This window comes from Bradyrhizobium lupini (assembly GCF_040939785.1).
GTDB classification, from domain to species: domain Bacteria; phylum Pseudomonadota; class Alphaproteobacteria; order Rhizobiales; family Xanthobacteraceae; genus Bradyrhizobium; species Bradyrhizobium canariense_D.
In genome coordinates this window covers 1,218,075-1,241,065 of the sequence record NZ_CP162553.1, presented here as the reverse complement: position 1 = coordinate 1,241,065, position 22,991 = coordinate 1,218,075, and the positions used below count along the sequence as shown (strand labels likewise).

24 protein-coding genes and 3 pseudogenes are annotated in these 22,991 nt (G+C 61.3%); 19 read left to right on the top strand and 8 right to left on the bottom strand.

Translation table 11 applies throughout. The annotated features are described in order from the left end of the window. The first annotated feature begins 358 nt into the window (after nt 1–358). The 6 genes from AB3L03_RS06245 (at nt 359) to AB3L03_RS06220 (ending at nt 4,715) form a co-directional block, all read left to right on the top strand. On the top strand, nt 359–592 hold the full coding sequence (locus AB3L03_RS06245; RefSeq protein WP_026233600.1) for a hypothetical protein: 234 nt from the start codon (nt 359–361) through the stop codon (nt 590–592). A 16-nt stretch (nt 593–608) separates the two neighbouring features. Continuing rightward, a complete protein-coding gene (locus tag AB3L03_RS06240) occupies nt 609–1,517 on the top strand; it encodes a DUF1259 domain-containing protein (RefSeq protein ID WP_094183500.1) in 909 nt (302 codons plus the stop codon). Nucleotides 1,518–1,670: 153 nt separating this feature from the next. Next, nucleotides 1,671–1,982 carry a conotoxin gene (locus tag AB3L03_RS06235; protein ID WP_231188696.1) on the top strand — a complete coding sequence of 104 codons (312 nt, stop codon included), beginning with the start codon at nt 1,671–1,673 and terminating at the stop codon, nt 1,980–1,982. A gap of 626 nt (nt 1,983–2,608) precedes the next feature. Continuing rightward, nucleotides 2,609–3,370: a sulfite exporter TauE/SafE family protein gene (locus AB3L03_RS06230; RefSeq protein ID WP_204510701.1), complete on the top strand. Its 762-nt coding sequence runs from the start codon at nt 2,609–2,611 to the stop codon at nt 3,368–3,370. Nucleotides 3,371–3,591: 221 nt separating this feature from the next. Continuing rightward, nucleotides 3,592–4,185, top strand: a complete 594-nt coding sequence (locus AB3L03_RS06225; protein WP_039800453.1) for a hypothetical protein — start codon at nt 3,592–3,594, stop codon at nt 4,183–4,185. Nucleotides 4,186–4,214: 29 nt separating this feature from the next. Next, nucleotides 4,215–4,715 (top strand): heme-binding protein, encoded by a 501-nt coding sequence (locus tag AB3L03_RS06220; protein WP_026233603.1) that lies wholly within the window; start codon nt 4,215–4,217, stop codon nt 4,713–4,715. Between the two features lie 113 nt (nt 4,716–4,828). Here AB3L03_RS06220 and AB3L03_RS06215 read toward each other — a convergent pair whose 3' ends face one another. After that, nucleotides 4,829–5,089 carry a DUF1127 domain-containing protein gene (locus AB3L03_RS06215; protein ID WP_083926524.1) on the bottom strand — a complete coding sequence of 87 codons (261 nt, stop codon included), beginning with the start codon at nt 5,087–5,089 and terminating at the stop codon, nt 4,829–4,831. Between AB3L03_RS06215 and AB3L03_RS06210 the strand changes: the two genes are divergently transcribed. The 4 genes and pseudogenes from AB3L03_RS06210 (at nt 5,001) to AB3L03_RS06195 (ending at nt 8,540) form a co-directional block, all read left to right on the top strand. Then, nucleotides 5,001–5,366, top strand: a complete 366-nt coding sequence (locus AB3L03_RS06210; RefSeq protein ID WP_231190996.1) for a hypothetical protein — start codon at nt 5,001–5,003, stop codon at nt 5,364–5,366. The genes AB3L03_RS06215 and AB3L03_RS06210 overlap by 89 nt on opposite strands. Nucleotides 5,367–5,497: 131 nt before the next feature. Beyond that, nucleotides 5,498–7,459 carry a PAS domain S-box protein gene (locus AB3L03_RS06205; RefSeq protein WP_368508353.1) on the top strand — a complete coding sequence of 654 codons (1,962 nt, stop codon included), beginning with the start codon at nt 5,498–5,500 and terminating at the stop codon, nt 7,457–7,459. Between the two features lie 233 nt (nt 7,460–7,692). Next, nucleotides 7,693–7,881, top strand: coding sequence for a hypothetical protein (locus AB3L03_RS06200; protein WP_018458521.1), 189 nt, complete (start codon nt 7,693–7,695; stop codon nt 7,879–7,881). Nucleotides 7,882–8,145: 264 nt separating this feature from the next. Next, nucleotides 8,146–8,540 (top strand): annotated as a pseudogene (locus AB3L03_RS06195) (response regulator). Nucleotides 8,541–8,576: 36 nt separating this feature from the next. Here the strand turns inward: AB3L03_RS06195 and AB3L03_RS06190 are convergent. The 3 genes from AB3L03_RS06190 to AB3L03_RS06180 form a co-directional block, all read right to left on the bottom strand. Then, nucleotides 8,577–8,771: a hypothetical protein gene (locus AB3L03_RS06190; RefSeq protein WP_026233604.1), complete on the bottom strand. Its 195-nt coding sequence runs from the start codon at nt 8,769–8,771 to the stop codon at nt 8,577–8,579. A 657-nt stretch (nt 8,772–9,428) separates the two neighbouring features. Continuing rightward, complete coding sequence (gene rnk, locus AB3L03_RS06185) at nt 9,429–9,842, bottom strand: nucleoside diphosphate kinase regulator (protein ID WP_039800433.1); 414 nt, start codon at nt 9,840–9,842, stop codon at nt 9,429–9,431. A 9-nt stretch (nt 9,843–9,851) separates the two neighbouring features. Further along, nucleotides 9,852–10,343, bottom strand: a complete 492-nt coding sequence (locus tag AB3L03_RS06180; protein WP_018458525.1) for a GreA/GreB family elongation factor — start codon at nt 10,341–10,343, stop codon at nt 9,852–9,854. Nucleotides 10,344–10,821: 478 nt separating this feature from the next. Between AB3L03_RS06180 and AB3L03_RS06175 the strand changes: the two genes are divergently transcribed. The 9 genes and pseudogenes from AB3L03_RS06175 to AB3L03_RS06135 all read left to right on the top strand — a co-directional run bounded on the left by AB3L03_RS06175 (nt 10,822) and on the right by AB3L03_RS06135 (nt 18,836). Next, the gene (locus AB3L03_RS06175) at nt 10,822–10,977 is read left to right on the top strand and encodes a hypothetical protein (protein ID WP_018458526.1); all 156 of its coding nucleotides are present in this window, start codon (nt 10,822–10,824) and stop codon (nt 10,975–10,977) included. Between the two features lie 163 nt (nt 10,978–11,140). Further along, a pseudogene (locus AB3L03_RS06170) lies at nt 11,141–14,062 on the top strand (monovalent cation/H+ antiporter subunit A). Next, complete coding sequence (locus tag AB3L03_RS06165) at nt 14,062–14,403, top strand: Na+/H+ antiporter subunit C (RefSeq protein WP_018458528.1); 342 nt, start codon at nt 14,062–14,064, stop codon at nt 14,401–14,403. The pseudogene AB3L03_RS06170 and the gene AB3L03_RS06165 overlap by 1 nt, the downstream one beginning before the upstream one ends. Then, complete coding sequence (locus tag AB3L03_RS06160; protein ID WP_368508352.1) at nt 14,400–16,028, top strand: monovalent cation/H+ antiporter subunit D; 1,629 nt, start codon at nt 14,400–14,402, stop codon at nt 16,026–16,028. Before AB3L03_RS06165 ends, AB3L03_RS06160 begins: the two co-directional genes overlap by 4 nt. Next, on the top strand, nt 16,025–16,513 hold the full coding sequence (locus AB3L03_RS06155) for a Na+/H+ antiporter subunit E (protein WP_247394515.1): 489 nt from the start codon (nt 16,025–16,027) through the stop codon (nt 16,511–16,513). Before AB3L03_RS06160 ends, AB3L03_RS06155 begins: the two co-directional genes overlap by 4 nt. Then, nucleotides 16,510–16,791 carry a K+/H+ antiporter subunit F gene (locus AB3L03_RS06150; RefSeq protein WP_018458531.1) on the top strand — a complete coding sequence of 94 codons (282 nt, stop codon included), beginning with the start codon at nt 16,510–16,512 and terminating at the stop codon, nt 16,789–16,791. Before AB3L03_RS06155 ends, AB3L03_RS06150 begins: the two co-directional genes overlap by 4 nt. Next, nucleotides 16,788–17,138: a monovalent cation/H(+) antiporter subunit G gene (gene mnhG, locus AB3L03_RS06145; RefSeq protein ID WP_018458532.1), complete on the top strand. Its 351-nt coding sequence runs from the start codon at nt 16,788–16,790 to the stop codon at nt 17,136–17,138. Before AB3L03_RS06150 ends, mnhG begins: the two co-directional genes overlap by 4 nt. Before the next feature lie 413 nt (nt 17,139–17,551). Continuing rightward, nucleotides 17,552–17,680 (top strand): hypothetical protein, encoded by a 129-nt coding sequence (locus tag AB3L03_RS06140; protein WP_018458533.1) that lies wholly within the window; start codon nt 17,552–17,554, stop codon nt 17,678–17,680. Between the two features lie 253 nt (nt 17,681–17,933). After that, a complete protein-coding gene (locus AB3L03_RS06135; protein WP_368508351.1) occupies nt 17,934–18,836 on the top strand; it encodes a universal stress protein in 903 nt (300 codons plus the stop codon). Nucleotides 18,837–18,919: 83 nt separating this feature from the next. Here the strand turns inward: AB3L03_RS06135 and AB3L03_RS06130 are convergent, their stop codons facing one another. From AB3L03_RS06130 to AB3L03_RS06115, 4 genes and pseudogenes are all read right to left on the bottom strand, one after another. Continuing rightward, the gene (locus tag AB3L03_RS06130) at nt 18,920–19,096 is read right to left on the bottom strand and encodes a hypothetical protein (protein ID WP_018458535.1); all 177 of its coding nucleotides are present in this window, start codon (nt 19,094–19,096) and stop codon (nt 18,920–18,922) included. Between the two features lie 425 nt (nt 19,097–19,521). Then, the gene (locus AB3L03_RS06125) at nt 19,522–20,106 is read right to left on the bottom strand and encodes a DUF1254 domain-containing protein (RefSeq protein ID WP_018458536.1); all 585 of its coding nucleotides are present in this window, start codon (nt 20,104–20,106) and stop codon (nt 19,522–19,524) included. After that, nucleotides 20,103–20,682, bottom strand: a pseudogene (locus AB3L03_RS06120) (DUF1214 domain-containing protein). The gene AB3L03_RS06125 and the pseudogene AB3L03_RS06120 overlap by 4 nt, the downstream one beginning before the upstream one ends. Nucleotides 20,683–20,690: 8 nt before the next feature. After that, nucleotides 20,691–22,979 carry a transglycosylase domain-containing protein gene (locus AB3L03_RS06115; RefSeq protein WP_085352296.1) on the bottom strand — a complete coding sequence of 763 codons (2,289 nt, stop codon included), beginning with the start codon at nt 22,977–22,979 and terminating at the stop codon, nt 20,691–20,693. Nucleotides 22,980–22,991 lie beyond the last annotated feature (12 nt).

The following is a 22,991-nucleotide window of genomic DNA, read 5'->3' as shown; positions in this document are numbered from 1 at the left end:
CGGTTCCGCGGAGCGGTGAATTCTTTGTGACGTTCGTCGGCGACTTCGGTGGGCCGCCCGAAGCCTACGCCCGTTGACAGCCGCCGCCCTCGGGTTTTTACTTGGGTTCGGGGATGTGCGATCTCCCCGTGAGGCGACATGCCCAAGCATCGCGTCCTGATCACCAAGGGCGCACCATGTCATCATACTTTCCTCGATTGCATCCAGCAGACTGGCTCGATTTCTCGGCACGGCGTCCGCGCCGGTCGCATCGCTGTGCGCATTGATGCCCGCGGCCTGTTGCGCCGTGTTGGCACCGAGTAGGGGAAGATCGCGAAACGGACTTCACTTGGGGCAGGACAAGACCAGGAGAATGATCATGCGAACACGAGCAATCTTCCGCACGGTCCTGTTGCTTGCGATCGCGGGCGTGCTGTCGAGCGCGCACGCTCTGACACAGGAGGAGTTGGTCGCCAAGATCCAGGCGGCCGGCTACGCGCAAGTCAGCGATATCAAGTCGACGGCTGAAGGCGTCACCGCCAAGGCGGTGAAGAACGGCAAGGCGGTGACGCTGGTCGTCGACAGCAGTGGTCGGGTTAAAGAGCGAAACTAAGCCGAGGAGTAGCACGATGAAAAGAATCATCTGGGCCGTGGTCGGCATTGGCGTCTGCCTTCTTGCATTTCGCTTCGGCCCCTTCATCCCGGCATATGCCCAGGATGCCGACTGGCAGAAGGTGGACGAGACCCTGGGCCGCAAGCCCGCCGTCTCGGACGACGTCCGCCGTTACGGCTTTCCCCGCACCGATCTCTCCGTGACATTGGACGGCGTCGCGATCAAGCCGGCGCTGGCGCTCGGTGGCTGGATCGCGTTCAAGCCTGCGCATAGCGGCGCCATGGTCATGGGCGATCTTGTGCTGCTCGAAACCGAGATCAATCCGGTGATGGCGAAGATGATCGCGAGCGGGCTCGAGATCACCGCCGTGCACAATCATCTGCTGCGTGCGAGCCCGGCGACGTTCTACATGCACGTCGCCGGACATGGCGACCCGGTCAAGCTGGCCGCGGCGATCCATGATGCCCTGGCCGAAAGCAAGACCCCGCTGACGGTCACGGCGCCGGCGAATCCGCCGCCCGCCATCGACCTCGACACGGCGAAGCTCGACCAGATCATCGGCGTCAAGGGGCAGGCGAACGGCGGCGTCTACCAGTTCAACGTGAAGCGGCGCGACCCCATCACGGAGGACGGCATGCTGTTGACCCCCGTCGCCGCCATGGGCGTCGCAATCGCCATCAACTTCCAGCCGACGGGCGCGGGTAGGGCGGCCATTACGGGCGACTTCGTGCTGACCAGCGACGAAGTGAACCCGGTTATCCTCGCGCTTCGGACGCGCGGCATTGAGGTGACCGCGCTGCACAGCCACATGCTGGACGAACAGCCTCGGCTCTTCTTCATGCACTTCTGGGCCAACGATGATGCCGTCAAGCTTGCGGAGGGCCTGCGCGCGGCGCTCGACAAGACGGCGAGCACGAAGAGCTGATGCGAGGCGGGAGCTGCGCGCGAAGAGGTTCGGTGAAATGCGAGCTGGCCAAATTTACGCGCAAGTATCGCATTGCAGCACTGAAACGGCTCCGACCGTTCCGAACCCAAGCTTGTATCGGTCGTTACCGTTCTACGAACGGAGGAGGTAGGCATGCGTGTCCTAGTGATCACCGCGGCAGTATTGCTGTCTTGTACGCTCAGTCCCTCACGCGCCGACGAGACGGCTCCTGCACGTCAGGCGCAGGCGACCGTTCCGGTGCAGCCGGATCGAACTCCCGAGCAAGCTGAACAGGCCCGAGACCAAGACAGGAAGAACGCCGAAGACGTTAAGATCGAACGTGATTGGAAGGCGCAAGGCGGCACCGATGGCGATCGCGCCGGCCGAGCCGATCAATCGGATCAGGATCATCAAACGGTGGGACGTGATTGGCGGGCCCGGCCTGACAACGCCGAGCGCCGTTGAGCCAAAATCAATCATCTGCGGTCCAAGCCGACAGCGACATATATGGGTGACACGTTCACGAGCACCAGCAGGTGACGAGAAGCTTGGTCGGATCCGCGCCGTCTAGTGGTTAGAAACAAAGCTTCGACGGCATTGACAAATTCGACCGGCGCGTAATATTTGCCTCACGGGGAAGCGATCTCCCCGTGAGGCGACATGCCCAAGAATCGCGTCCCGGTTTCGACAAGGACGCTGCATGTCTTCCGTTTTCCGATCCCCTCTCCAAGCCCCTTTATCCGTTTCGCGCCCACCAGGGCCTCGCTGTCGGCGGTGGGATCACCGTGCCGACGGACTCTGCCGGGCGGCAGCGATCGTGAACCATCCAACTCGAAATTCATCCGTGATCTCAATGGAGGACTGCCATTTCCTGCGTCATGAAGCCGCTGTCGTGCGACCCGAGTCGAATCCGCGGCATGTCGGACGAAGTCCATTATCGCTTCGTCTACGACCAGGACGGCACGCTTCGAAGCTATTCGATGGGCGAGAGAAGCATCTGACATAACAACTGACGATTCGGGGATACCGAGACCTCCCCGTGAGATGGAGTCCCATCCAAGCGCTCGCCACCTCGATCCCTGGACGATCATATGGACGCACTTGGCTTCGCTATCTTTGCTCTTGCCGCCCTTGCCGGTGGCTTCGTCAGCGGCTTCTCTGGCTTCGCGATGGGCCTGGTCGTCTCTGGTGTCTGGCTGCACATCATCACGCCGATCCAGACCGCCACTTTGATCGCGGGGTACGGTCTGCTCACCCAAGGCTACGGCATTTATAGGCTGCGACATGTCCTGGATCTGCGCAAGGCATGGCCTCTCGCGCTTGGAACAGTCATCGGCATTCCGATTGGCGTTGAAATTCTCGTCTATCTCAATCCCCTCTATCTGAGGTTCGGAGTCGGTGTGTTGTTGATGATTTACTCCATTTACGGCTTGGCGCGCCCTGTGTTCGCGCCCATGAGAATCGGCACCGGAGCAGACATCGCAATAGGCATCTCGAATGGGATGCTTGGCGGGTTGACGGGGCTCGGCGGCGTGATCTCCACGATATCGTGCCAATGGCGCGGTTGGCCGAAGGATTTGCAGCGGGCCGTGTTTCAGCCGGTGCTGTTCATCGCCTTCGTGGTCATCTCCTTGTCCCAGGCAGCGGCCGGCTCCATTACCAGGGAAACACTGGTGCTGTACGCGTTGGGCGTTCCCTTCATGGTCGCCGGCCTTTGGTCCGGCTTCAAGATGTTCGGGACCATCCAGGACGAGACCTTTCGCAAGGCTGTGTTGGCACTGTTGCTGTTGGCGGGGCTCTCGCTGGTCGTCTCGACCCTCCCTTTTTCCGCTGATCGGGCATCATGCTATTGAAGCGACTGGGCGTCATCGCCATCCCGAACGGACTGAACAGCGATTTCGATCACGCCGCGTTCGATCCGAAGACGCGCCGCGTCTTCACGGGGGCCTCCTCGCATTCTCCGATGAGTGATGAGTGCAGATCGAGCGCGGCAGGCCGCGCGCGAATTCAATCTTCTGCATGGGCCAGGCTTGCGCTGCCATCCATGCTGGCTTTGTTGATGGGAGGAAATGCCATGGCCGAGACCCTGAATTTCGACAGCGCTGCTGTCGGAACTTCGCCCGACGGGTGGACTTTGACGATGACCGGCAAGGGACAGCCGAAATGGACCGTCGAGGCCGAGGCTACGGCGCCAAGCAAGCCGAACGTTCTCAAGCAATCCGGACGGGCGACGTTTCCCCTCGCCATCAAGCGCGATACGTCCATCCGTGACGGCTTCGTCGAGGTGAAATTCAAGGCCGTTGCCGGCTCCGAGGATCGCGCCGCGGGAGTCATTTGGCGTGCGAAGGATGCCGACAATTACTACGTGGTCCGGGCTAACGCGCTGGAGGACAATGTCGTTCTCTACAAGACGATCAATGGCGTTCGAATGTCGCTCGAGATCGTGGGTCGCAGAGGCGGCTATGGCGTCAGCGCGCCGGTGTCGTCCGGGCAATGGCACCTGCTGCGCTGCGACTTTGCAGGAAGTCGGTTCAAGGTGAGCTATGACGGAAAGCAATTGTTCGAGGTGGAAGACGCCACCATTCCGGACGCGGGCATGATCGGCCTGTGGACCAAGGCAGATAGCGTGACCCTGTTCGATGATCTGACATATGGTGAGAGCAAATAGGCCTTTGGTCACCTATGCCGGAGATTGCCATGAACGTTCGATGCCTGTCGGTCGCGACGGCCCTGCTGATTGCGTCCATCTGCCCAGTACGGGCGGAGGAAGGTCTGGTCGCCTACAAATCGCTCGGTCCAGAACTGGCGCTCGATCTTGCGCGCGCTGCGTTGGCGAACTGCCGCACCCGTGGATACCAGGTTGCAGTTGCCGTCGTCGATCGCTTCGGCGTCACGCAAGTGATGTTGCGCGATCGCTTTGCAGGCCCTCACACGCCCTCGACGGCAGCAGGCAAGGCGTGGACAGCAGCTTCGTTCAAGACCAGCACGACCGAGCTCAATGCGATCAGCCAGCCGGGGATGATGCAGGCGGGCATTCGCAACCTTCCCGGAGCGGTCGTCATTGCCGGAGGACTGATCGTTGAAGCCGGCGGCTCCCTGGTCGGAGCGGTCGGCGTGTCCGGCGCGCCGGGCGGTGACGCGGACGAAGCGTGCGCGAAAGCCGGAATTGATGCCATACGCGACAAGCTGGACTTCTGAGAAGACGCCAACATCGCGGTCAAAAAGTCCTTCGGCCTTTCACGAGCCTGGCGGCCGTCTGATCCACAGGGACAAGCAGACGCGCCGCGTTCGCACGCGCAGGTGTGGGGCGCTCACCGACAGGAATCGACAATATCCGATTTGTCGCGCCAACCTGAGAAGTAACACCGTCGAGCTTCCCCAACGATTGTTCTCGATAAGCCGATGTCCGCGAGAAGCCGGTCATCCAGTTCGAGAAGCTCGTCGTATTGGCGGCGCCGTGTGATGCCGTCCAGCAGCGCGAGCGTGAGTTTCCAGAACCATGCAGGGCTTGGAGAAGGAACGAAGGCTGCGCTGGATGTGCCGATTGAGCCAGTGGTGCTGTCGCAAGACATGTTTCACCTCCATAATGGAGCGAAACAACGCTTGGCTCGAAAGCTGGTCGGGCGGTTGTGTTTGACCCGATGGCCTTTTCTATCATGCTCGTCTCTGCCGCACAAGCGATCCGCTGATCTGGAAGCTGGAGGCGTCGCTGGAGTGCCGGTCATGCTGAAAGGAACGTTCGGCGCCGCCCGTCCACTGGATCAAGCTGACCGCAACGCGGAGCATCACACCCTGCAAATGAGTGTATCCGACCGAGGAGCACTGATCGGAGCGCCGCCTGATGGTTAAGATCCTCGCTCCCTCAGTGGTGCAACTGAGATCCAGATCCCGACAGAGGCATGCAGCGCACGAAGCAGCACCACGGAACAATAAAAAGACTTCGCGGTTAAACGGTCTCCCCCGACACCGGAGTCGACCATTTGCAAGCCCATCAGTCAAAACTTGACGGGATCGACGATACTGCGCGTCTTCAACTGCTCATCGACGCAATCGTTGATTACGCGATCTACATGATCGACCTCGACGGCACAGTCCGCAGCTGGAACTCCGGTGCCCAGCGGTTGAAGGGCTACTCGCCTGACGAAATCATCGGCAAGTCGTTCGCATCCTTCTACACGCCAGATGATCGCGCCAATGGGCTTCCAGAGCGCGCCTTGAGCGTCGCAGCACGAGAAGGCCGCTTCAGTGCCGAAGGATGGAGAGTCCGCAAGGACGGAAGCCGTTTCTGGGCATCGGTCATCATCGATGCCGTCCGCAATCAAGCCGGTGAAGTGATCGGCTTCGCCAAGGTCACGCGAGATGTTACCGAACGTCAGGAAGCCCATGAAGAGCTTCTCAATAGTGAGCGGCGCTATCGCCAGCTAATCGAGGCGGTGGTCGATTACGCGATCTTTCAGCTCGACCCACTCGGCAACGTGACAACCTGGAATCCCGGAGCAGAGCGGATCAAGGGCTACGCGCCGCCGGAGATCATCGGTCAGCATTTTAGCGCTTTTTACACGCCCGAAGACATCGAACTCGGTGTGCCCAAGCGTGCGCTTTCAGAGGCGGCGGAGCATGGTCGCTTCGAGGCGGAAGGCTGGCGCCTGCGAAAAGACGGCTCCCGCTTCTGGGCGTCCGTCATCATCGATCGCATCACGGACGAGGCCGGAAACATTGTCGGGTTCGCCAAAGTCACGCGCGACGTTACGGACCGGAAGCGCGCCGAGGACGAGCTCAAGCACGTTCAGGAGCAACTCGCCGCATCCCAAAAGCTGGAAGCGGTGGGGCAACTCAGCGGTGGCATCGCGCACGACTTCAACAATCTGCTCATGATCGTCCTTGGCAATCTCGAAACAGCTGAGCGGCACGCCAAGGCGCCCGGAGCCAATCTGAACCGGGCGCTCGCAAACGCGAAGCGCGGCGCACAGAGAGCCGCGGCGTTAACCAGTCGCTTGTTGGCATTTTCGCGCCGACAAGCGCTCGATCCCAAGCCAATCAACGTAAACAACTACGTCAATGGCCTGCAGGAATTCCTTCAGCGCACGCTCGGAGAGCGCATCGAAGTCCAGACCGTCGGAAGTGCGGGTCTTTGGGAAATCGAAGCCGACGCCAATCATCTGGAGTCAGCCATCGTCAACCTGGCAATCAACGCTCGTGACGCCATGCCCGACGGCGGAAAGCTGACTTTGGAAGCAGCCAACATCTCCGCCGACGATGATTACTGCCGGCTCAATCCTGAACTGGCGCCCGGTCAGTACGTCGCCATTTGCGTGACTGACACCGGAGGCGGAATGTCGCGGGACGTTCTCAGTCACGCTTTTGAGCCCTTCTTTACGACAAAGGAGCCGGGCCACGGCACCGGCCTTGGCCTGAGCCAGGTCTACGGCTTCGTCAAGCAATCCGGAGGCCACGCAAAAATCTACAGCGAGGTGGGGCAGGGCACCACCATCAAGATGTACTTTCCGCGCTTCTCCGGAAGCACACGGCCCGAAGAAATCGCACCTGAGGAAATTGCCGAGGGTGAGCTATCCGAGACCGTTCTCGTCGTCGAGGACGATGAGGATCTGCGCGTCTATATTTCTGACGTCCTGCGGGATCTCAACTATCGCGTCCTCTCGGCCCGCAGCGCTCAGGCCGCTCTGACCATTCTCCTGCAAGACGATCTGAAGGTGGACCTTCTTCTCACTGACGTGGTCATGCCGGGGATCAATGGTCGCGAGCTCGGCAGGCGCGCGCATCAAATTAGACCGGGACTGAAGATCCTGTACATGACGGGCTATTCGCGTAATGCCGTGGTCCATCAGGGAAGGCTTGATGAAGGTGTCAACCTGCTGGAGAAGCCAATCTCGCAAGCAAAACTGGCGCTGAAGGTGCGAGAGATTCTGGATCAGTTTGAATGACCAGGGTCTGACCAGCGGTACTATCCTGACCGCTGGCCGGCGGCGGCCACCGTAGCACCGTCCGTTCTCTGGGCCTTAGCCGTTATCCCTTCCCTGACTGCCTGGTGCCTCAACGGGCACCAGGATCCATACTGCGCTCATCCTGAGGGAGTGGATCGGTAGCCGGACTTCCCCGCTTGACCTTTTTTCGCGCCGTGAGATTTTTAAGGGTCCGAAAAAAGCCGGGGGCGGCGATGAAACTGTTGAACGAATACCTGGAGCGTGCCGTCGGTCTGGAGAAATTGGCGGCGGGCGAGCAGGATTCGACCTTCAAAACTCAGCTGTTGAACCAGGCCGCGGCTTACAGAAAGCTGGCGGCAAAGCGCGCCTTGGAATACGGACTGCCGCCACCAAGCCCGCCAGAAGACCCGCCGCAGCCCTGAGAGAGTTAAAAGATCGATCTGGATCAGGGCCGCCTGCGGCCGTGCGGCTGGTCAGCGAGGGCGACGAGGCCCGGTGACGCATCCTCCAAGAGTATGTCGCGGGCTTTCGCGAATTGATCGGGAAGTTGCGCAAGAAGCTGCACTCCCGAAGTCGAGCTGACATCCGTTGGGCGGGGGACCCTTGCTCCCTGTGTTCAAAATGGAACATAACTCTTTATCGCGAGTTCCTTCCCGATCGCACAGCGGGGTGCGCAGGGGGCCAGCATGCAAGGGACGGGAGTTACTATCCTCGTCGTCGAAGACGAACAGCTTATCCGCGACATGGTGGCCGACGCATTGTCAGATGGCGGCTTTGAAGCCGAAGTCGCCGTCAGCGGGGAGGATGCAGTTAGTCTTCTGCAGGGCAACCAAACCAAGTATCGCGCACTCGTTACCGATATAAATTTGTTCGGAAAGCTCGATGGCTGGCAAGTCGGCCATCGCGCCAGGAGCTAAATCCGGACATCTCTGTGATTTACATGACAGGCGCGGCGGCCGATCAATGGCCCGCCCACGGCGTGCCCAACAGCATCTTGCTGACCAAGCCATTTGCACCTGCGCAAATCGTGACCGCCGTAGCTCAACTTCTGAATACCGGAACTCCGCCCGCTCAGTCCTGAGGGGAGTGGACGAAGCCTTCTCCGACCGAGGCAGCCTTAGTTCTTCGTCAAGGGCTTGGGCGGCTCTTCGGCCATGGCCTCGACATCAATGGCAGGAAGCTCGCCAGTGCGGTCTTTCAGGTCTGCCGCACGCTGGACCAAGCCAGCAGCGACCGTGGGATTTTTTGTTGTTTTTGCCATGCGCAGCAATGCCGCTGCGGCCTCACGGGCGAACTGATTTAAGCGCGACACGGTTGGACATCCGACACTTAGCTGACGTGGAATGATTCAAGGGTCGAATATTCGTTCCGAATTCGGCTTAAAAATGCGCGCACGACACAAGAAGGGCTTCAGCTCGGGGCTGGGCCAGCTGAGGTCCTTCGTGTGTCGGCACCACGTTATTGGAGCGCGGTTCCGAATGATGCCCAACTAAAGAGGTGGTTCTTGGTTCCCGGTTATCAGCCCAAATTTCGAGAAAAAAACGGGCCCCAGCTCGCGGGGCTATTGGGGGGCATGGAGCTGGGGCCACTCGGGGTCGCCCTTGGGGAAGGGCATCGGGAAAACTTGGCAATCGCAGGAATGTTCCTGTCTTTTCCAAAGAGCGAGTGTGTAGATCAACCGCACGGCCGCGACTTGAGACGTCCTCGTGAAGGACTTCATGACCCCCTGAGCCCCGGTCCTCCGGGGACACACCGCGTTGCAAACTCGCTATGATGGATCGAAGCCGCGCAGAGTCGTTGGGCGACCAGTCCTGCAATAGTGAGAGGCGCGGTGATCCACAGCGCTACGAAACCAAGGCGTGTGCGCTGTCGAATTCATACGAAAGGGCCAGATCCGGGCGCGACGCCCCCGGGACTACGCGCCCACATCGCAAGACGGCGATGCTCGGTCTGACTTAACGTACGTGCCTTATTCGGACACAGCGAGAACGGTCAGGCCCCTGGTGCGCTTGTGGGGCGTCTCGAAGTCGATCCGCTGCCCCGGCGATAGGCCGATCAAAGCCGCTCCAACAGGCGTCAGGACCGAAATCCGACTGAGCTCGATGTTTGCCTCATGCGGATAGACCAGCACGATCTCTCGGCTCGCACCCGTCTCGTCATCGCGATAGGTCACTTTCGATCCCATCCTGATCACGCCTCGCAAGTTGTTCTCGTCCGTCACCGTGGCACGTTCCATCTCTCGAGCCAGAAAATGGGCCACTCGCGGAAACAGATCCATGCTCGAATTGGCCAAGGAACTGAGGCGCCGTGATTCGTCCTCAGTAATCTTGATCGGCGGCAACGCCGACTGTTCTCGCCGGCTCTCAGCTTCGAAATTGCGCATTGGTCGCTCCTATGCTGCAGTTGGTCCGGGGTCGTCATCGAACGGGTTGCCTGACCGCGTCGGCCCTCTCCGGAAGAATGGGACGACCTTTGAATCCGATGGGGTCAGGCTTTGGACCCTGACGACATTCAGACATCCGGCGACGAAGTACGGCATCTGATCGCCGACCCGCAGTCCGATCAAAGCTGTACCCAGCGGGGTCAACACCGAAATGCAGGCGGGATCCGACCAGCACTCCTCGGGCCAGACCAGTTGCACGGTGCGACGCGGAACGCCCCAATTCGTGCAATGGGTGACCCATGATCCGATCGTCACGAAAGGACGGACGTTGTCCGTTTCGTCCGCGACGATATCGGCGCGGTTGATTTCGCCCATGAGGAATATCCCGTCCAAATCTCCTTTTTGGACGGCGAGGCGGGCGAGCTGTTCGAGCCGCGGATAGTCTGATGAGGTCAGTGCGATTTTCGGAAGAGGCAGCACGGCGCACTCCTTCTGCTTCAAGACGACCTCTCGAGTGGAGGTCACGAAAGCTGGAAAAGAGCCCGGACGGCGCGAACACCGTCCGGCTAACCGCCTGCTTGGAGGCGGCCGGCGTGAAGAGCAAAACGCGCGGTGCGCGCATCAATGTCGATGTCATAAGCCATGTTGCTCTGACTATAGTGGTTCATTTCCCTGGAAACATTGCGACGAAACCGCACAGCACCTGTACACGCGAAATATCGAGAGGAGACAAGGAGCGTCATTGAAGTGAGACATCGAACAATCACGCGGGTCTACCCAGCTGCGCAAGAACGTGCGTCGAAGATTACATCGCGTGGGATGGACAGGCTGACGTTGCTGCAGGCGAACGCTCTTGTCGCACCGGTAGGCCCCGGGCGGCGGTTTGACGTGAATGTGAGCCGTAGTTCTACAGAACCATTATTATAGTCGGCATCGATCGCTTGCACCTGGCGATGGAACACTGAACGGGCGCCATGACATGCGATACCGCTTCGAGGTCAGCCCAGCTGAGGACACCGAGCCGGTCGAGATGAGTGGCTGGCGGGGGATCGCGCTCTGCGGATTCTGTGCGTTGCTGGGCGCTCTCGCCGCCGTCGTTGCCGCCGCGACCGGCACCCTTCCACACTGGATCTGAACCGCTCAATCGCGGAGCCAGTGTCCGCCGGAATGGCGGTTTCCGGCCAAACCATCACAATGGCGCTAAAATCTAGCAGTGGAGATATCGATCCGCCTCGGCTAAGCAATTGAGGATCAGCGAAAGCATCTCTCCACCTCGCAGCCTGGGGCAATGAACGCAAATGTTCCTGCTTGCCGTTCTCGTCCTTCCTTTCGCAGGAAGCTTTATTGCGGCGCTCTTGCGGGTCAATGCACGCAACGCTGAGGCATGGCTCGCTGGAGCGGTCGCACTTACAGCTTTTTGCCTCATCGGTGCGGCTTATCCGAACGTGACGAATGGCGGCGTTGTCGGGTGGCGAACGGGCTGGGTCGCTGAACTTGGACTCGCATTTGTGCTGAGGCTTGACGGGTTCGCATGGGCCTTCGCCATGCTGATCACCGGCATCGGTTTTCTGGTGGTGCTGTATGCCCGGTACTACATGTCACCCAGTGATCCCGTTCCGCGGTTCTTCTCCCTGCTGCTCGCCTTCATGGGAGCAATGCTGGGAATCGTGCTCTCCGGCAACCTGCTCCAACTGGTTTTTTCTGGGAGCTGACCAGTCTCTTTTCATTCCTGCTGATCAGTTACTGGCACCACAACGCGGCGGCGAGAGACGGCGCGCGGATGGCGCTGGTGATCACGTCGACGGGTGGGCTTTGCCTCTTCGCCGGCGTGCTGCTCATCGGGCACATCGTCGGCAGCTATGACCTGGAGCAGGTGCTGGCTTCCGGAAACGCGATCCGTTCGCACGCGCTTTATGTCCCCGCACTCGTTCTGATCCTTCTCGGCGCTCTCACAAAAAGCGCCCAGTTCCCGTTTCATTTCTGGCTGCCGCACGCGATGGCCGCTCCAACTCCCGTTTCAGCTTATCTCCATTCGGCAACAATGGTGAAGGCCGGAGTGTTCCTTCTAGTGCGGCTCTGGCCGGCAATGGGTGGAACGAATGAATGGCTGTGGCTGGTGGGCTCGATCGGCCTGATCACGTTTTTTCTGGGCGCCTTTCTCGCCGTGTTCCAGCAGGATCTGAAGGGGCTATTGGCCTACTCGACGATCAGCCATCTCGGATTGATCACGCTTTTGACCGGACTCGATACCCCATTCGGACAGATCGCGGCGATTTTCCATATCATGAACCACGCGACCTTCAAGGCATCGCTGTTCATGGCGGCCGGCATCATCGATCACGAAACCGGCACGCGCGACATCCGCCGCCTTAGCGGGCTATGGGCCTTCATGCCGATTACGGCGACGCTGGCCATGGTGGCTGCCGCGGCAATGGCGGGAGTGCCGTTGCTGAATGGTTTTCTGTCGAAGGAAATGTTTTTTGCCGAGACGATCGAGGTCCATGACAATTCCCTCGTCGATCAGGCGCTGCCGTACATCGTCACTCTCGCCAGCACGTTCACGGTTGCCTATTCGCTGCGCTTCATTCGCGACGTGTTCTTCGGCCCGGCTCCAACCGGCTTGCCACGCGTTCCACATGAGCCGCCCCTGTTGATGCGACTTCCGGCCGAACTGCTCGTGCTGGCATGCCTCATCGTCGGTGTCGCGCCGGCTCTCACAGTGGCGCCGATCCTCGATACGGCTGCCCGGGCGGTTCTCGGCTCCGCGATGCCGGAGTACAGCCTTCGTCTCTGGCACGGAATTACGCCTGAACTTCTGATGAGCATCGTAGCGATGGCCGGTGGGTTGGGCGTCTACGTCATGCTGCGCTCCTACCTGCTCGCGCATGAGGGACCGCCCTTGCTCGGTCGCATCAATGGCAAGCGGATCTTTGACTGGGTGTTGGTGACATTGTCCTGGCGGTTTGCGCGATGGCTCGCCACCAATCTCGGCACGAGGCGTCTCCAACCACAATTGAGACTGTTGGCTGGCGTGGCGTTCGTCGCTGCCCTGCTGCCCCTCTACGCCCGCGGCCTCTCGCTGACGGGACCGTCAAGGAGGGAATTCGACCTCGTCTTTGGACTACTCTGGGTGGTGGGCGTTGGCTGCGCGGTGGCGGCCGCGGTCCAGGCCAAATTTCATCGGGTGGTGGCGCTGATACTGCTCGGGACCGCGGGTCTCGTCACCTGCGTCAGCTTCGTCTGGTTATCCGCTCCCGATGTCGCGCTGACGCAGATCGTCGTTGAGACGGTTACGACGGTTCTCCTGTTGCTCGGCTTGCGGTGGCTGCCGAAACGCATCGCGCGACCAGGCCCGGCAGAGGCGCCCGACAGCATTCGGTGGCACCGCGTTCGCGATTTCTCCATCGCGCTCCTCGCCGGGCTCGGTTTGGGCACGCTTGCGCTGGCGGCCATGCAGCTCCCGGACAACCACAGCATTTCGCGATACTTCGTGGAAAACGCCTACACGAAGGGGGGGCGGAACCAACGTGGTGAACGTCATCCTGGTGGATTTTCACGGGTTCGATACGCTCGGCGAGATCACCGTGCTTGCGGTCGTCGCACTGACCGTCTTTGCGCTTTTGCGCCGTTTCCGTCCGGCCCCCGAAAGCATTCCCGTTCCCGAACAGCAGCATGCCCAGGATGCCCACGACGAGGCTCATCCCGATCGACAGAAGGGCGACACTGCCAAAGACACGCTTGCTACCGCGGCATTGATGATGGGGCTGCTGTTTCCCGTGATCGGCGTCGTGGCCATTTTCCTTCTCTTGCGCGGGCACGACCTTCCGGGCGGCGGCTTCATCGCCGGCATCGCCATGGCAACAGCATTCATCCTGCAGTATATGGCTCGCGGCACGGTGTGGGTGGAAGCTCGTCTTCACGTCATGCCGGTGCGTTGGATGGGTTTCGGCCTCTTGCTGGCAGGGTGTGCGGGAGCTGCCGCCTGCGTTTTCGGACACCCCTTCCTGACCTCGTACTTTGCATATGCCGAACTGCCTCTGCTCGGTCGCGTCCCCACGGCCAGCGCTCTTCTCTTCGATATCGGTGTGTTCTCGCTCGTCGTCGGCGCCACGGTATTGATGCTCATCGCAATCGCGCATCAATCGCTGCGTCGCTATGGCGTGCCGCTCCAGGCGGGGCAACGCGCGCACGATGAGCGAGCGAAAGAGGAGTTGGTGTAATGGAGCTTAGCCTGGCCATCGGCATAGGTGCGCTTACGGCGTCCGGAGTGTGGCTGATCCTCAGGCCGCGCACGTTTCAAGTCATCATCGGGCTTTCGTTGCTCTCTTACGCCGTCAATCTCTTCATCGTGGCCATGGGACGGGTGCGGACGGGAGCGCCGGTGCTGATCGCAAAGGAGATCGGGGATGCAACGAAACATGCTGACCCGCTACCACAGGCGCTCGTACTGACTGCAATCGTCATCAGTTTTGCGACGACGGCGTTGTTCCTTGTCGTTCTCCTCGCGTCGCGCGGCCTGGCTCGCACCGATCACGTCGATGGTCAGGAGCCCGAGGCGTGAGCGGAATCGCAAATCTCGTCGTTGCGCCTATCGTCCTGCCCCTGCTTGCCGGCGCAGGCATGCTGCTCTTGAATGGAGAGCGGCACCGCAACATCGTGGCTGCGGTCAATGTCGCCGCAACGGTTGCACTCGTTTGCGTCGCGGTGATCTTGCTCGGAATGTCTGATTCGGGTCACCCCGGAATCAGGGAAGTCTATCGCCTGGGCGATTGGCCTGCTCCGTTCGGAATTGTCCTCGTTCTCGATCGGCTCTCCGCGCTCATGCTGCTCCTGACCAGCATCCTGGCGTTGGCGTCGGTTGTGTTCTCTCTTGCCCGTTGGCACCGGACAGGCGCGCATTTTCATCCGCTCTTTCAATTTCTGTTGATGGGCCTCAATGGTGCCTTCCTGACCGGCGATCTCTTCAACCTGTTTGTCTTCTTCGAGTTGTTGCTGGCCGCTTCGTACGGACTTCTGCTGCATGGTTCCGGTCTTGCACGGGTGAAGGCCGGGTTGCACTACATCGTCGTGAATCTGGTCGCGTCTCTATTGTTCCTGATCGGGGTCAGCCTGATCTATGGCGTCACCGGGACGCTCAATATGGCGGACCTCTCGGCGCGGATACCTGCAATCGCTGCGGAGAGCCGCGGTTTGCTCGAAGCAGGCGCCGGCATGCTGGCCGTGGCCTTCCTGCTCAAGGCCGGCATGTGGCCTCTGTGTTTCTGGCTGCCGACGGCCTACGCATCTGCGAGTCCACCGGTGGCGTCGATCTTTGCGATCATGACCAAGGTCGGCGTATATATCATCCTGCGTCTATCGCTGTTGCTTTTCGGTGAGGGCAGCGGCGCGTCAGCGGGCTTCGGCAGTGACTGGCTGTTGTGGGGCGGGGTGGCGACGATCGCCTTCGGAGCAATCGGCACATTGGCATCCCAGGACACCGCCCGTCTCGGCGGCTTTTCGGTGCTCGTATCCTCCGGAACCGTGCTGGCAGCCACCGGGACCGGGCAAGTCAGTGTCGCCGGCGGAGCACTGTTTTACCTGGTCAGCTCGACTCTCGGCATCAGCGCGTTCTTCCTTCTGGCCGAACTCATCGAGCGCGGCCGCGAACCGGGAGCTGACGTGATCGCCGTCACGCGAGAAGCTTACGGAGAAGACGACGGTGCGGACGATACCGAAGAGGAAGTCGGCATGGCCATTGTGGGCACGATGGGATTGCTCGGCGTCGCCTTTATCGGATGCGCACTGGTCATCGCCGGGCTTCCGCCGCTGTCGGGGTTCATAGCCAAATTCGCGCTGCTTACGGCGGCGCTTCAACCTTCAGACATGCATCCGGGTGGTGCCGTTCCCGGCAGTGGATGGGCGCTCCTGTTGGCGCTCCTCATATCCAGTTTTGCGGCGTTGGTCGCGCTGACCCGAGCAGGTATCCGCTCCTTCTGGGCCTCAGTTCGCACCGTGCCGCGTGTGCGCCTGATCGAAATGGCGCCCATCATGTTCCTGTTGATCATTTGCGCCACCCAGACAGTGCTCGCCGGTCCGGTGATGCGTTTCATGCAGGCAACGGCGCAATCGCTGCACGCGCCGGCGGGCTACGTCAGCGACGTCCTGGAGATCAGGGTCCAAGGCAGCCGAAAGGCGGGTGGCGAATGACGCGATTCCTGCCCTTTCCGCGGGTGAGCTTCTGTCTTCTCGCATTGTGGCTGCTGCTCAATCAAGCAGTCACGGTCGGACATGTCCTCCTCGGTTGTGTGATCGCGCTCGTCGGCGGGCAGATCCTCACCGTGCTGGAGCTGCCAAGCACACACGTCAGGCGACCCGGCGTCCTTCTTCGCCTGTTGGGATTGGTAGCGATTGATATCATCCGCTCCAACTTGGCGGTTGGCCGGATCATTCTCGGCTTTGGGCGCCGGCAGCGAAAATCCGGGTTCGTGAACATTCCGCTCGACATGCGCAATCCCTACGGACTGGCCATGTTGGCTTGCATCATCACCTCGACGCCCGGAACGCTGTGGGTGAATTTCGATGCACAGAAGGGCTTGTTGATGATCCATGTTCTCGACCTGGTCGATGAAGCCGAGTGGATCCGCACGATCAAGCAGCGCTACGAACGCCATCTGCTGGAGATATTCGAATGAGCCAGCTCTTGCTGATCTACGCGCTTGTCGCCGCACAGGTACTTCTGGTGTTGGCTATCGGCTGTGGCGCGGCTCGCATCTTTCGGGGGCCGCGAGCACAGGATCGCGTTCTGGGTTTCGACACGCTGTCCGTGAACGCGATGTTGTTGCTTCTGACGTTCGGGATTCGATCCGGCGAAACGCTCTATTTCGAGGCGGCTCTGGCCATGGCCCTCTTCGGTTTTGTTGGTACGGTTGCGCTAGCGAAGTTTCTGCTGCGCGGCGAGGTGATGGAATGAACGGCATCGAACACCTGCCGCCCTGGGCTGCGGCTCTCACGGCATTTCTCCTTCTTGTCGGCGCCGCCGCCACACTGGTCGGTTCGCTGGGCCTTTTGCGGTTCGGCACATTCTACGAGCGGGTCCACGCGCCGACGCTCGGGACAACGCTGGGCACCGTATTCATTGCAGCTGCTTCAATCGTTTGCTTTTCGGTACTTCAGAGCAGGCCCGTGCTGCACGAAATCCTGATCATCGGGCTTGGCGTGGTAACCACGCCTATTGCGCTGACCGTATTGGTGGGCGCAGCGCGATTTCGCGATACCGCCGAAAAGAGTGCGCAAGTTCGCGGACCAGAGGGCAATTAGCGCGAGACGCGCGATTTTTTGCGGCAGGTTCCTTGATCGGCCAGTCGGCCAATCCAGGCTAAATGTCGCATTTGATTTCCTGCATCGCATGCCCACCTCTAAGTACATGATGCATGACGCTGAGTAGTAGGCGAGTTCGCCGAAGTCTTTGCATGTTGGCCGCCTGATCGGAGGCAATCAGCCCCGAACTCAGTCCATGCCGCGTTCGCGAGGGCTGGAAGCTCGGTGCCCGGCAGAGCGAGCAATGCACATGCCGCTCGCAAGCGAGCCGCACCGCAAACAGAGGCAGTGATGACTACAACGCTACGACGCCGGATTTATAGGACCCAGCTGCAGATCCGCCGGTAACCCGGACGATTCAGATCGTCCGGGATGGTACCTCAACATTTCTGCAACCAAGCCGGGAGTTTCTCATGTCGGTGTTCTTCGCGCTGCTCGTCCTGACCTCATGGGTCATGTTCATCTGGATTTCAGATCCCGATGGCTTCCGCGAGGCATTCGCTCGCCGCCGAGCGCCAATTCCTCACGATCCTAAAAGGTGACGTTGGGAGGTTCACCTCCGTCACCGCGTACAACAGTTGCTTATGAGCGAGAAAGATATCGTGCGCCGCATGTTCGCGGGGCGCGATGCTTGGTTGCTTCTCGGCTCCAGATCGTCGGTCCAGGCCAAACCGGACGAACGAAGCTGGCAGGCAACAGCGTGATAGGCCCTCCGCAAGGCAACCGAATTGCCGCGCTGGTCGAGCTTGGCAGGCCATCGGGCCGGCGGCCGTTCGCAATTGTAAGGATTCTGACATGAATATCGTCGCTGCGACAGATTTCTCGACGCGGTCCAATCGCGCTTTGCGGCAGGCCGGCCTCCTGGCGCGCTCCCCTGATGCAACTCTGCACCTTGTTCATGTCGTCGACGAGGATCAGCCAGCCGAGCTGATCCGCATCGAAGTGCGTGAGGCACAGCGGGTGCTGGTTGAGCAGATCGCATCCATGCCGGAGCTGCAAAACGTTCAGTGCTACCCGATCGTGGTCAAGGGCCATCCCTTTGACGGGATATTGCGAGCGGCTGCAGCAGCCGACGCGGATCTCGTTGTAATGGGAGCCCATCGTAAGCAGTTTCTGCGCGACATCTTCACAGGCACCACAATCGAGCGTGTAATTCGCGGAGGAAGGTATCCGGTTCTGATGGTGAACAACGAGGCGCAGCGGCGCTATGAACGCGCTCTGGTGCCGGTCGATATGTCGGATACATCCGCCGATGCAATCCGCGTGGGGCTGTCCACCGGACTCTTGACACAGGGCGCAACAACGATCCTTCACGCCTTCTCGCCGATGACGAAAGCGCGATTGGTCCGCTCCGGTGCGAGCGCGGCCGTCATCAGCGGATATGTCGATAGCGAGCGTCTGAAGGCAACGGAGGAGCTGACGAAGTTTCTGGTGGCGAACAAGCTCGGCACGCAACGATGGTCTCTCCAGGTCGGCGAGGGCGGGCCCATGCAGGTCATCACCCGTGCTGTTTCGGAGAGGCAGCCTGACATGCTGGTGATGGGGACGCACGGGCGATCTGGATTGGTTCGGGCCTTGATCGGGAGCGTAACGGAAGAAGTCCTGCGTTCGTTGAGTGTGGACGTTCTCGTTGTTCCTCCCGCCGGCTCTGAACGCACAATGTCAAATTCGCTGATCGGCACCGACCCGAAGGCGTGACGCGTACCGCGGCTCATCGCTCGGCCGGCGAACCCTTCTTTCCGCGAGACCACGGCTCCCGCTCTGTCCGGATGATCGATAGACTAGCGGCGCCGTCGTTCGCTGTCGCGCGCAGCCGGCTTTGCTGCTTGTGGTTTGGTTGAGCCCCGCGTGATCTTCAGCGGATCGCTGGCCGGAAAGGTTTGCTGCAATTGCCGGTCCAATTCCTCGTCGAGTTCCCGCTTCTCCCGCTGCTTCGATGTTTCGTCATGCTTTGGCATTGCTCAATCTCCGCGTTTAGCACTTGGTGACCGGCCGTCCGTGACCGGGAACAGTTGACGCCAAACCGAGCGGAATTGAGGATTTGGAATCAGCAAGGATCTTGAAGTAACAGACCGGGGCTCGGGACATCAGCGTCGCTAGTCCCGCCCGCACGGGGGACAATAGTGTTTCTCGATCATGGCACCTGCGCTCCGGCATGAAAAAACCCGCGGCGGATTGCTCCGCGCGGGTGAACTTTCGATGATGCCATTCTGCCAGTGTTTTGCCCGACGTGTCAAAGCTGAACAGCACGACGGGCAGGGATGTATCGGTTCGGCAAACGCCTAGTTGGTGCAATCAAAATGGCTAATGATTTCAATACCCCCGCTACTGTGCATGGGGTTGTTTTTCGATTTTTTTGTTTTTGCGCCGCCGAAGCCGCGCCTCAGCGCCGTCCGCGCGGTGCTTCCGCCTTGGCCGGCGGCTCGGTCTGCGGTCCGCAGCTCGCGGCAGCGAGGGTTGATTGCGCTTGCGGCATCAGGCCGGGCTCGGGGGCGAGCGCCTTCATCACGATCAGGCCGGTGGTGCTGGGGGAATCGATGATCAGGCGGTCGGCGGCGGTGATCTCTTCGTCTTCGGGCAGCTCGTTGTGCTGCGGCTCGGTCATCAGGTCGAGCTCGATCACCTTCTTGCCCGCCGAGCGGTCGTTGATGGCGTAGTAGGCGATCTCGTTGCGAGTGTAGAACGACACCGAGGTATAGGCTTGGCTGACGGGGACCGTCAGCTTGATCGGCCCGTTCGACAGATCGTAGCGGCAGATCGCGAGCGCAAAGGCCGGGTCCATGAACGGCATCGGCGAGGTCTGCGGATCGGCGAGCGGAAGCTGCGTGACCGCGTTGAGCTTGGTCATCGGCGTCAGCCGCGAATAGGCGTCCTGGGTCGCGATCCGCGGCAACGCCAGCACGCTGACGAGATGGACCACGAGGCCCAGCACCACGCCGGCAACGATGGTGAACAACAGCCGGATCATGAGCAGCCCGCCGTCGTGATCGTGGGCATCGGCGCGTCGCGCTGGGTGCGCGTGGCAACGCCGACCGGGGTGTCGTAGAGCCGCAGCATCAGCGCGTAGCGTTCGATGCCGCCGGTCGGCAGCCAGTTGCCGGCGCGCGAGCGCGAGGCGATGCGGATCTCGAACGAGCCGTCGGACTGCCGCACGATCTCCTGGCTGGTGAAGCCGTAGCGCTGCAGCGAATTGGGAACGAGATGACCCTTGCGGTCATAAAGCGTCAGCGTCCAGAACCGTGCCGGCGGTGTCACGCCGGAGACCACGACGTCGCAGCGGCCGTCGAGCACCTTCTTCTTGTCGTCGGCGGTGGCGGTGAAGGCGACGCCGTCGCCGGTGCCGATAGGCAGCTCGCCGTTGCGCACGATGGTGGCGCGCGAATAGGGATCGACGTCGGCGGTGCCGGTGCGCGGACGCGCGGTCCAGGGGGCCGATGGTCAGCGCGCCGATCTCGGTGCCGCGCGTCGTCGTCATCCAGGTCGCGCCGACGCCCACCACGGTTGCGAGCAGAAGGGCCGTCAATGTGATCAGGATCAGCCGCACTTGTTCGGTCAGTTCTTGCGCGGGGCGGATGCGTTCGCATTCTCTTCCGCATAGTTCTGCGGGAAGGCGAGCGCGCTCGTGGACGATGCCGGTTTGGCTTGCTTGGGGTCGGTGGCGGCCGCTTTGGCCGCGGTCCTGGCCGCGTCATCCAGCAGCTTCTCGACGCGCACCAAAACGTCGGCGCCGCGCTTGGTCAATACGGGCGGCGGACCGGGCTTGGTCTCCAGCACCTTCGGCGCCGCATTGGCCTGTGCGTTGGTGATCCGCTCGGGCGGCAGCTTCTGGCCCATGCCGATACCGGCGATCTCCCGGACCTCGACGCCCTGATGCGCCGCGAGCATGATGTCGTGCCAGGTCTGCGCCGGCAGCGAGCCGCCGGTCATGCGGTTAGTCGGCGAATAGTCGTCATTGCCGTACCAGACCGCGCAGGTGAAATTGCCGGTGTAGCCGACGAACCAGGCGTCGCGATAGGCATTGGTGGTGCCGGTCTTGCCCGCAGTCGGAATGCCGTCGAGCGCTGCGCGGCGCGCGGTGCCTTCGCTGACGACGTGGCTCATCATGCCAGCCATGTCGGCGGCTACGGAGGCGGGAATCGCCTGGCGCGGCTTCGGCCCGTCGCGGTCCCAGCGCCAGACCGGATCGCCCGCGCCGGTGCGCACTTCCAGCACGGAATGCGGCGTCACTGCCTTGCCGCGGTTGGGGAAGGTCGCATATGCCACCGCGTGCTCGAGCACGGTGACTTCGTCCGAGCCGATCGGCAGCGACGGCGTGTCGGGCAGCGGTGCCTTGAGGCCGAAGCGGCGCGCGACCTCGACGATCTTGGCGCGGCCGATCTTGGCCGGGTTCGGCGCCTTCGGCTGCTCCTTCTGGCCGATCGCGATCGACAGCTTGACGGGTACAACGTTGATCGAGCGCGTGATCGCCTGCGTCAGTGTCACCGCGCCGGAATAGGAATGACCATAGTTCTGCGGGCACCAATTGCCGATGCAGACCGGGCCGTCGACCACGATCGAATTCGGCGTGAAGCCGTTGAGGAGCGCGGTGGTGTAGACGTAAGGCTTGAACGACGAGCCCGGCTGGCGGTAGGCGTCGGTGGCGCGGTTGAATTGGCTGGCGCCGTAGTCGCGGCCGCCGACCATGGCGCGGATGCCGCCGTCGAGATCGGAGACGACGGTCGCGGCCTGCGTCGCGTGATAGTCGCGGCCGAACTGGCGCAGCTGGTTCTCGACCGCGTCTTCGGCCGCCTTCTGCACGTTGGTGTCGATCGCGAGCCGGACCACGAAGACTCGCTCGGTGTAGGATTTCGGGAAGGTGTCGACCAGCTTGCGCATCTCGTCGAAGGCGTAGTCGAGATAATAATTCGGCGACGCCTCGTAGCGGCGGTCGACCGCGAAGGCGGGGTTGCGGCGGGCGCCGAACACCTGGCCCTCGGTCATGAAGCCGGCGTCGACGAGATTGTCGAGAACGACATTGGCGCGGGCGCGGGCGGCGGGCAGGTTGATGTGGGGCGCGTATTTGGTTGGCGCCTTGAACAGGCCGGCGAGCATCGCGGCTTCGGCGAGCGTCACGTCACGTGCCGACTTGTTGAAGTAGAAATGCGCGGCGCCGTCGACACCGAAGGTGCCGCCGCCCATATAGGCGCGGTCGAGATACAGTTTGAGGATCTCGTTCTTGGTCAGGCGCCATTCCAGCCAGACCGCGAGGAAGGCTTCGTTGACCTTGCGCTCGATGGTGCGCTCGTTGCTCAGGAACAGGTTCTTGGCGAGCTGCTGGGTGATCGAAGAGCCGCCTTGGCGGACGCCGCCGGCCTGGGCGTTGGTGACGAGCGCGCGCGCGGTGCCGGCGATGTCGATGCCGAAATGCTCGTAGAAGCGGCGGTCCTCGGTCGCGAGCGTCGCCTTGATCAGAACGTCCGGAAAATCTTCCAACGGGATCGAATCGTTGTGCTTGATGCCGCGGCTGCCGATCGGGTTGCCGTAGCGGTCGAGGAAGGTCACCGCGAGGTCAGACTTCTTCAGCCAGTCCTCGTCCGCGGTCTCGCGGAAGGCGGGAATGGCGAGGGTCAGCATCACCACCAGGCCGCCGAGGCCGAGGGTCGCGGCCTCCGACAGCGGCTCGATGAACACCCAGCGCTTCCAACGCCCGACATAGAAGCGGTCCATGAAGGTCGAGTAGCGCTCGTAGAGCTCGCGGATGCCCTTGGCCGAGGAGAACAGCGAGGAGTCGATGCGCGCATCGAGGTCCAGGAAGAAATTCCGGATCCGGGCCTTCCAATGCGGTGGTATGATCTGGCGCACCTAGAACCCTTG

Bases quoted from the DNA above. Each gene is read 5' to 3' on its own strand.
- AB3L03_RS06175 (WP_018458526.1), top strand. From the start codon at position 10,822: ATGCGATACCGCTTCGAGGTCAGCCCAGCTGAGGACACCGAGCCGGTC.
- AB3L03_RS06200 (WP_018458521.1), top strand. From the start codon at position 7,693: ATGAAACTGTTGAACGAATACCTGGAGCGTGCCGTCGGTCTGGAGAAA.
- AB3L03_RS06125 (WP_018458536.1), bottom strand. From the start codon at position 20,106: ATGATCCGGCTGTTGTTCACCATCGTTGCCGGCGTGGTGCTGGGCCTC.
- AB3L03_RS06140 (WP_018458533.1), top strand. From the start codon at position 17,552: ATGTCGGTGTTCTTCGCGCTGCTCGTCCTGACCTCATGGGTCATGTTC.
- AB3L03_RS06235 (WP_231188696.1), top strand. From the start codon at position 1,671: ATGCGTGTCCTAGTGATCACCGCGGCAGTATTGCTGTCTTGTACGCTC.
- AB3L03_RS06215 (WP_083926524.1), bottom strand. From the start codon at position 5,089: ATGTCTTGCGACAGCACCACTGGCTCAATCGGCACATCCAGCGCAGCC.
- rnk (WP_039800433.1), bottom strand. From the start codon at position 9,842: ATGCGCAATTTCGAAGCTGAGAGCCGGCGAGAACAGTCGGCGTTGCCG.
- AB3L03_RS06220 (WP_026233603.1), top strand. From the start codon at position 4,215: ATGAACGTTCGATGCCTGTCGGTCGCGACGGCCCTGCTGATTGCGTCC.
- AB3L03_RS06155 (WP_247394515.1), top strand. From the start codon at position 16,025: ATGACGCGATTCCTGCCCTTTCCGCGGGTGAGCTTCTGTCTTCTCGCA.
- AB3L03_RS06135 (WP_368508351.1), top strand. From the start codon at position 17,934: ATGAATATCGTCGCTGCGACAGATTTCTCGACGCGGTCCAATCGCGCT.
- AB3L03_RS06230 (WP_204510701.1), top strand. From the start codon at position 2,609: ATGGACGCACTTGGCTTCGCTATCTTTGCTCTTGCCGCCCTTGCCGGT.
- mnhG (WP_018458532.1), top strand. From the start codon at position 16,788: ATGAACGGCATCGAACACCTGCCGCCCTGGGCTGCGGCTCTCACGGCA.
- AB3L03_RS06245 (WP_026233600.1), top strand. From the start codon at position 359: ATGCGAACACGAGCAATCTTCCGCACGGTCCTGTTGCTTGCGATCGCG.
- AB3L03_RS06130 (WP_018458535.1), bottom strand. From the start codon at position 19,096: ATGCCAAAGCATGACGAAACATCGAAGCAGCGGGAGAAGCGGGAACTC.
- AB3L03_RS06150 (WP_018458531.1), top strand. From the start codon at position 16,510: ATGAGCCAGCTCTTGCTGATCTACGCGCTTGTCGCCGCACAGGTACTT.
- AB3L03_RS06225 (WP_039800453.1), top strand. From the start codon at position 3,592: ATGGCCGAGACCCTGAATTTCGACAGCGCTGCTGTCGGAACTTCGCCC.
- AB3L03_RS06240 (WP_094183500.1), top strand. From the start codon at position 609: ATGAAAAGAATCATCTGGGCCGTGGTCGGCATTGGCGTCTGCCTTCTT.
- AB3L03_RS06165 (WP_018458528.1), top strand. From the start codon at position 14,062: ATGGAGCTTAGCCTGGCCATCGGCATAGGTGCGCTTACGGCGTCCGGA.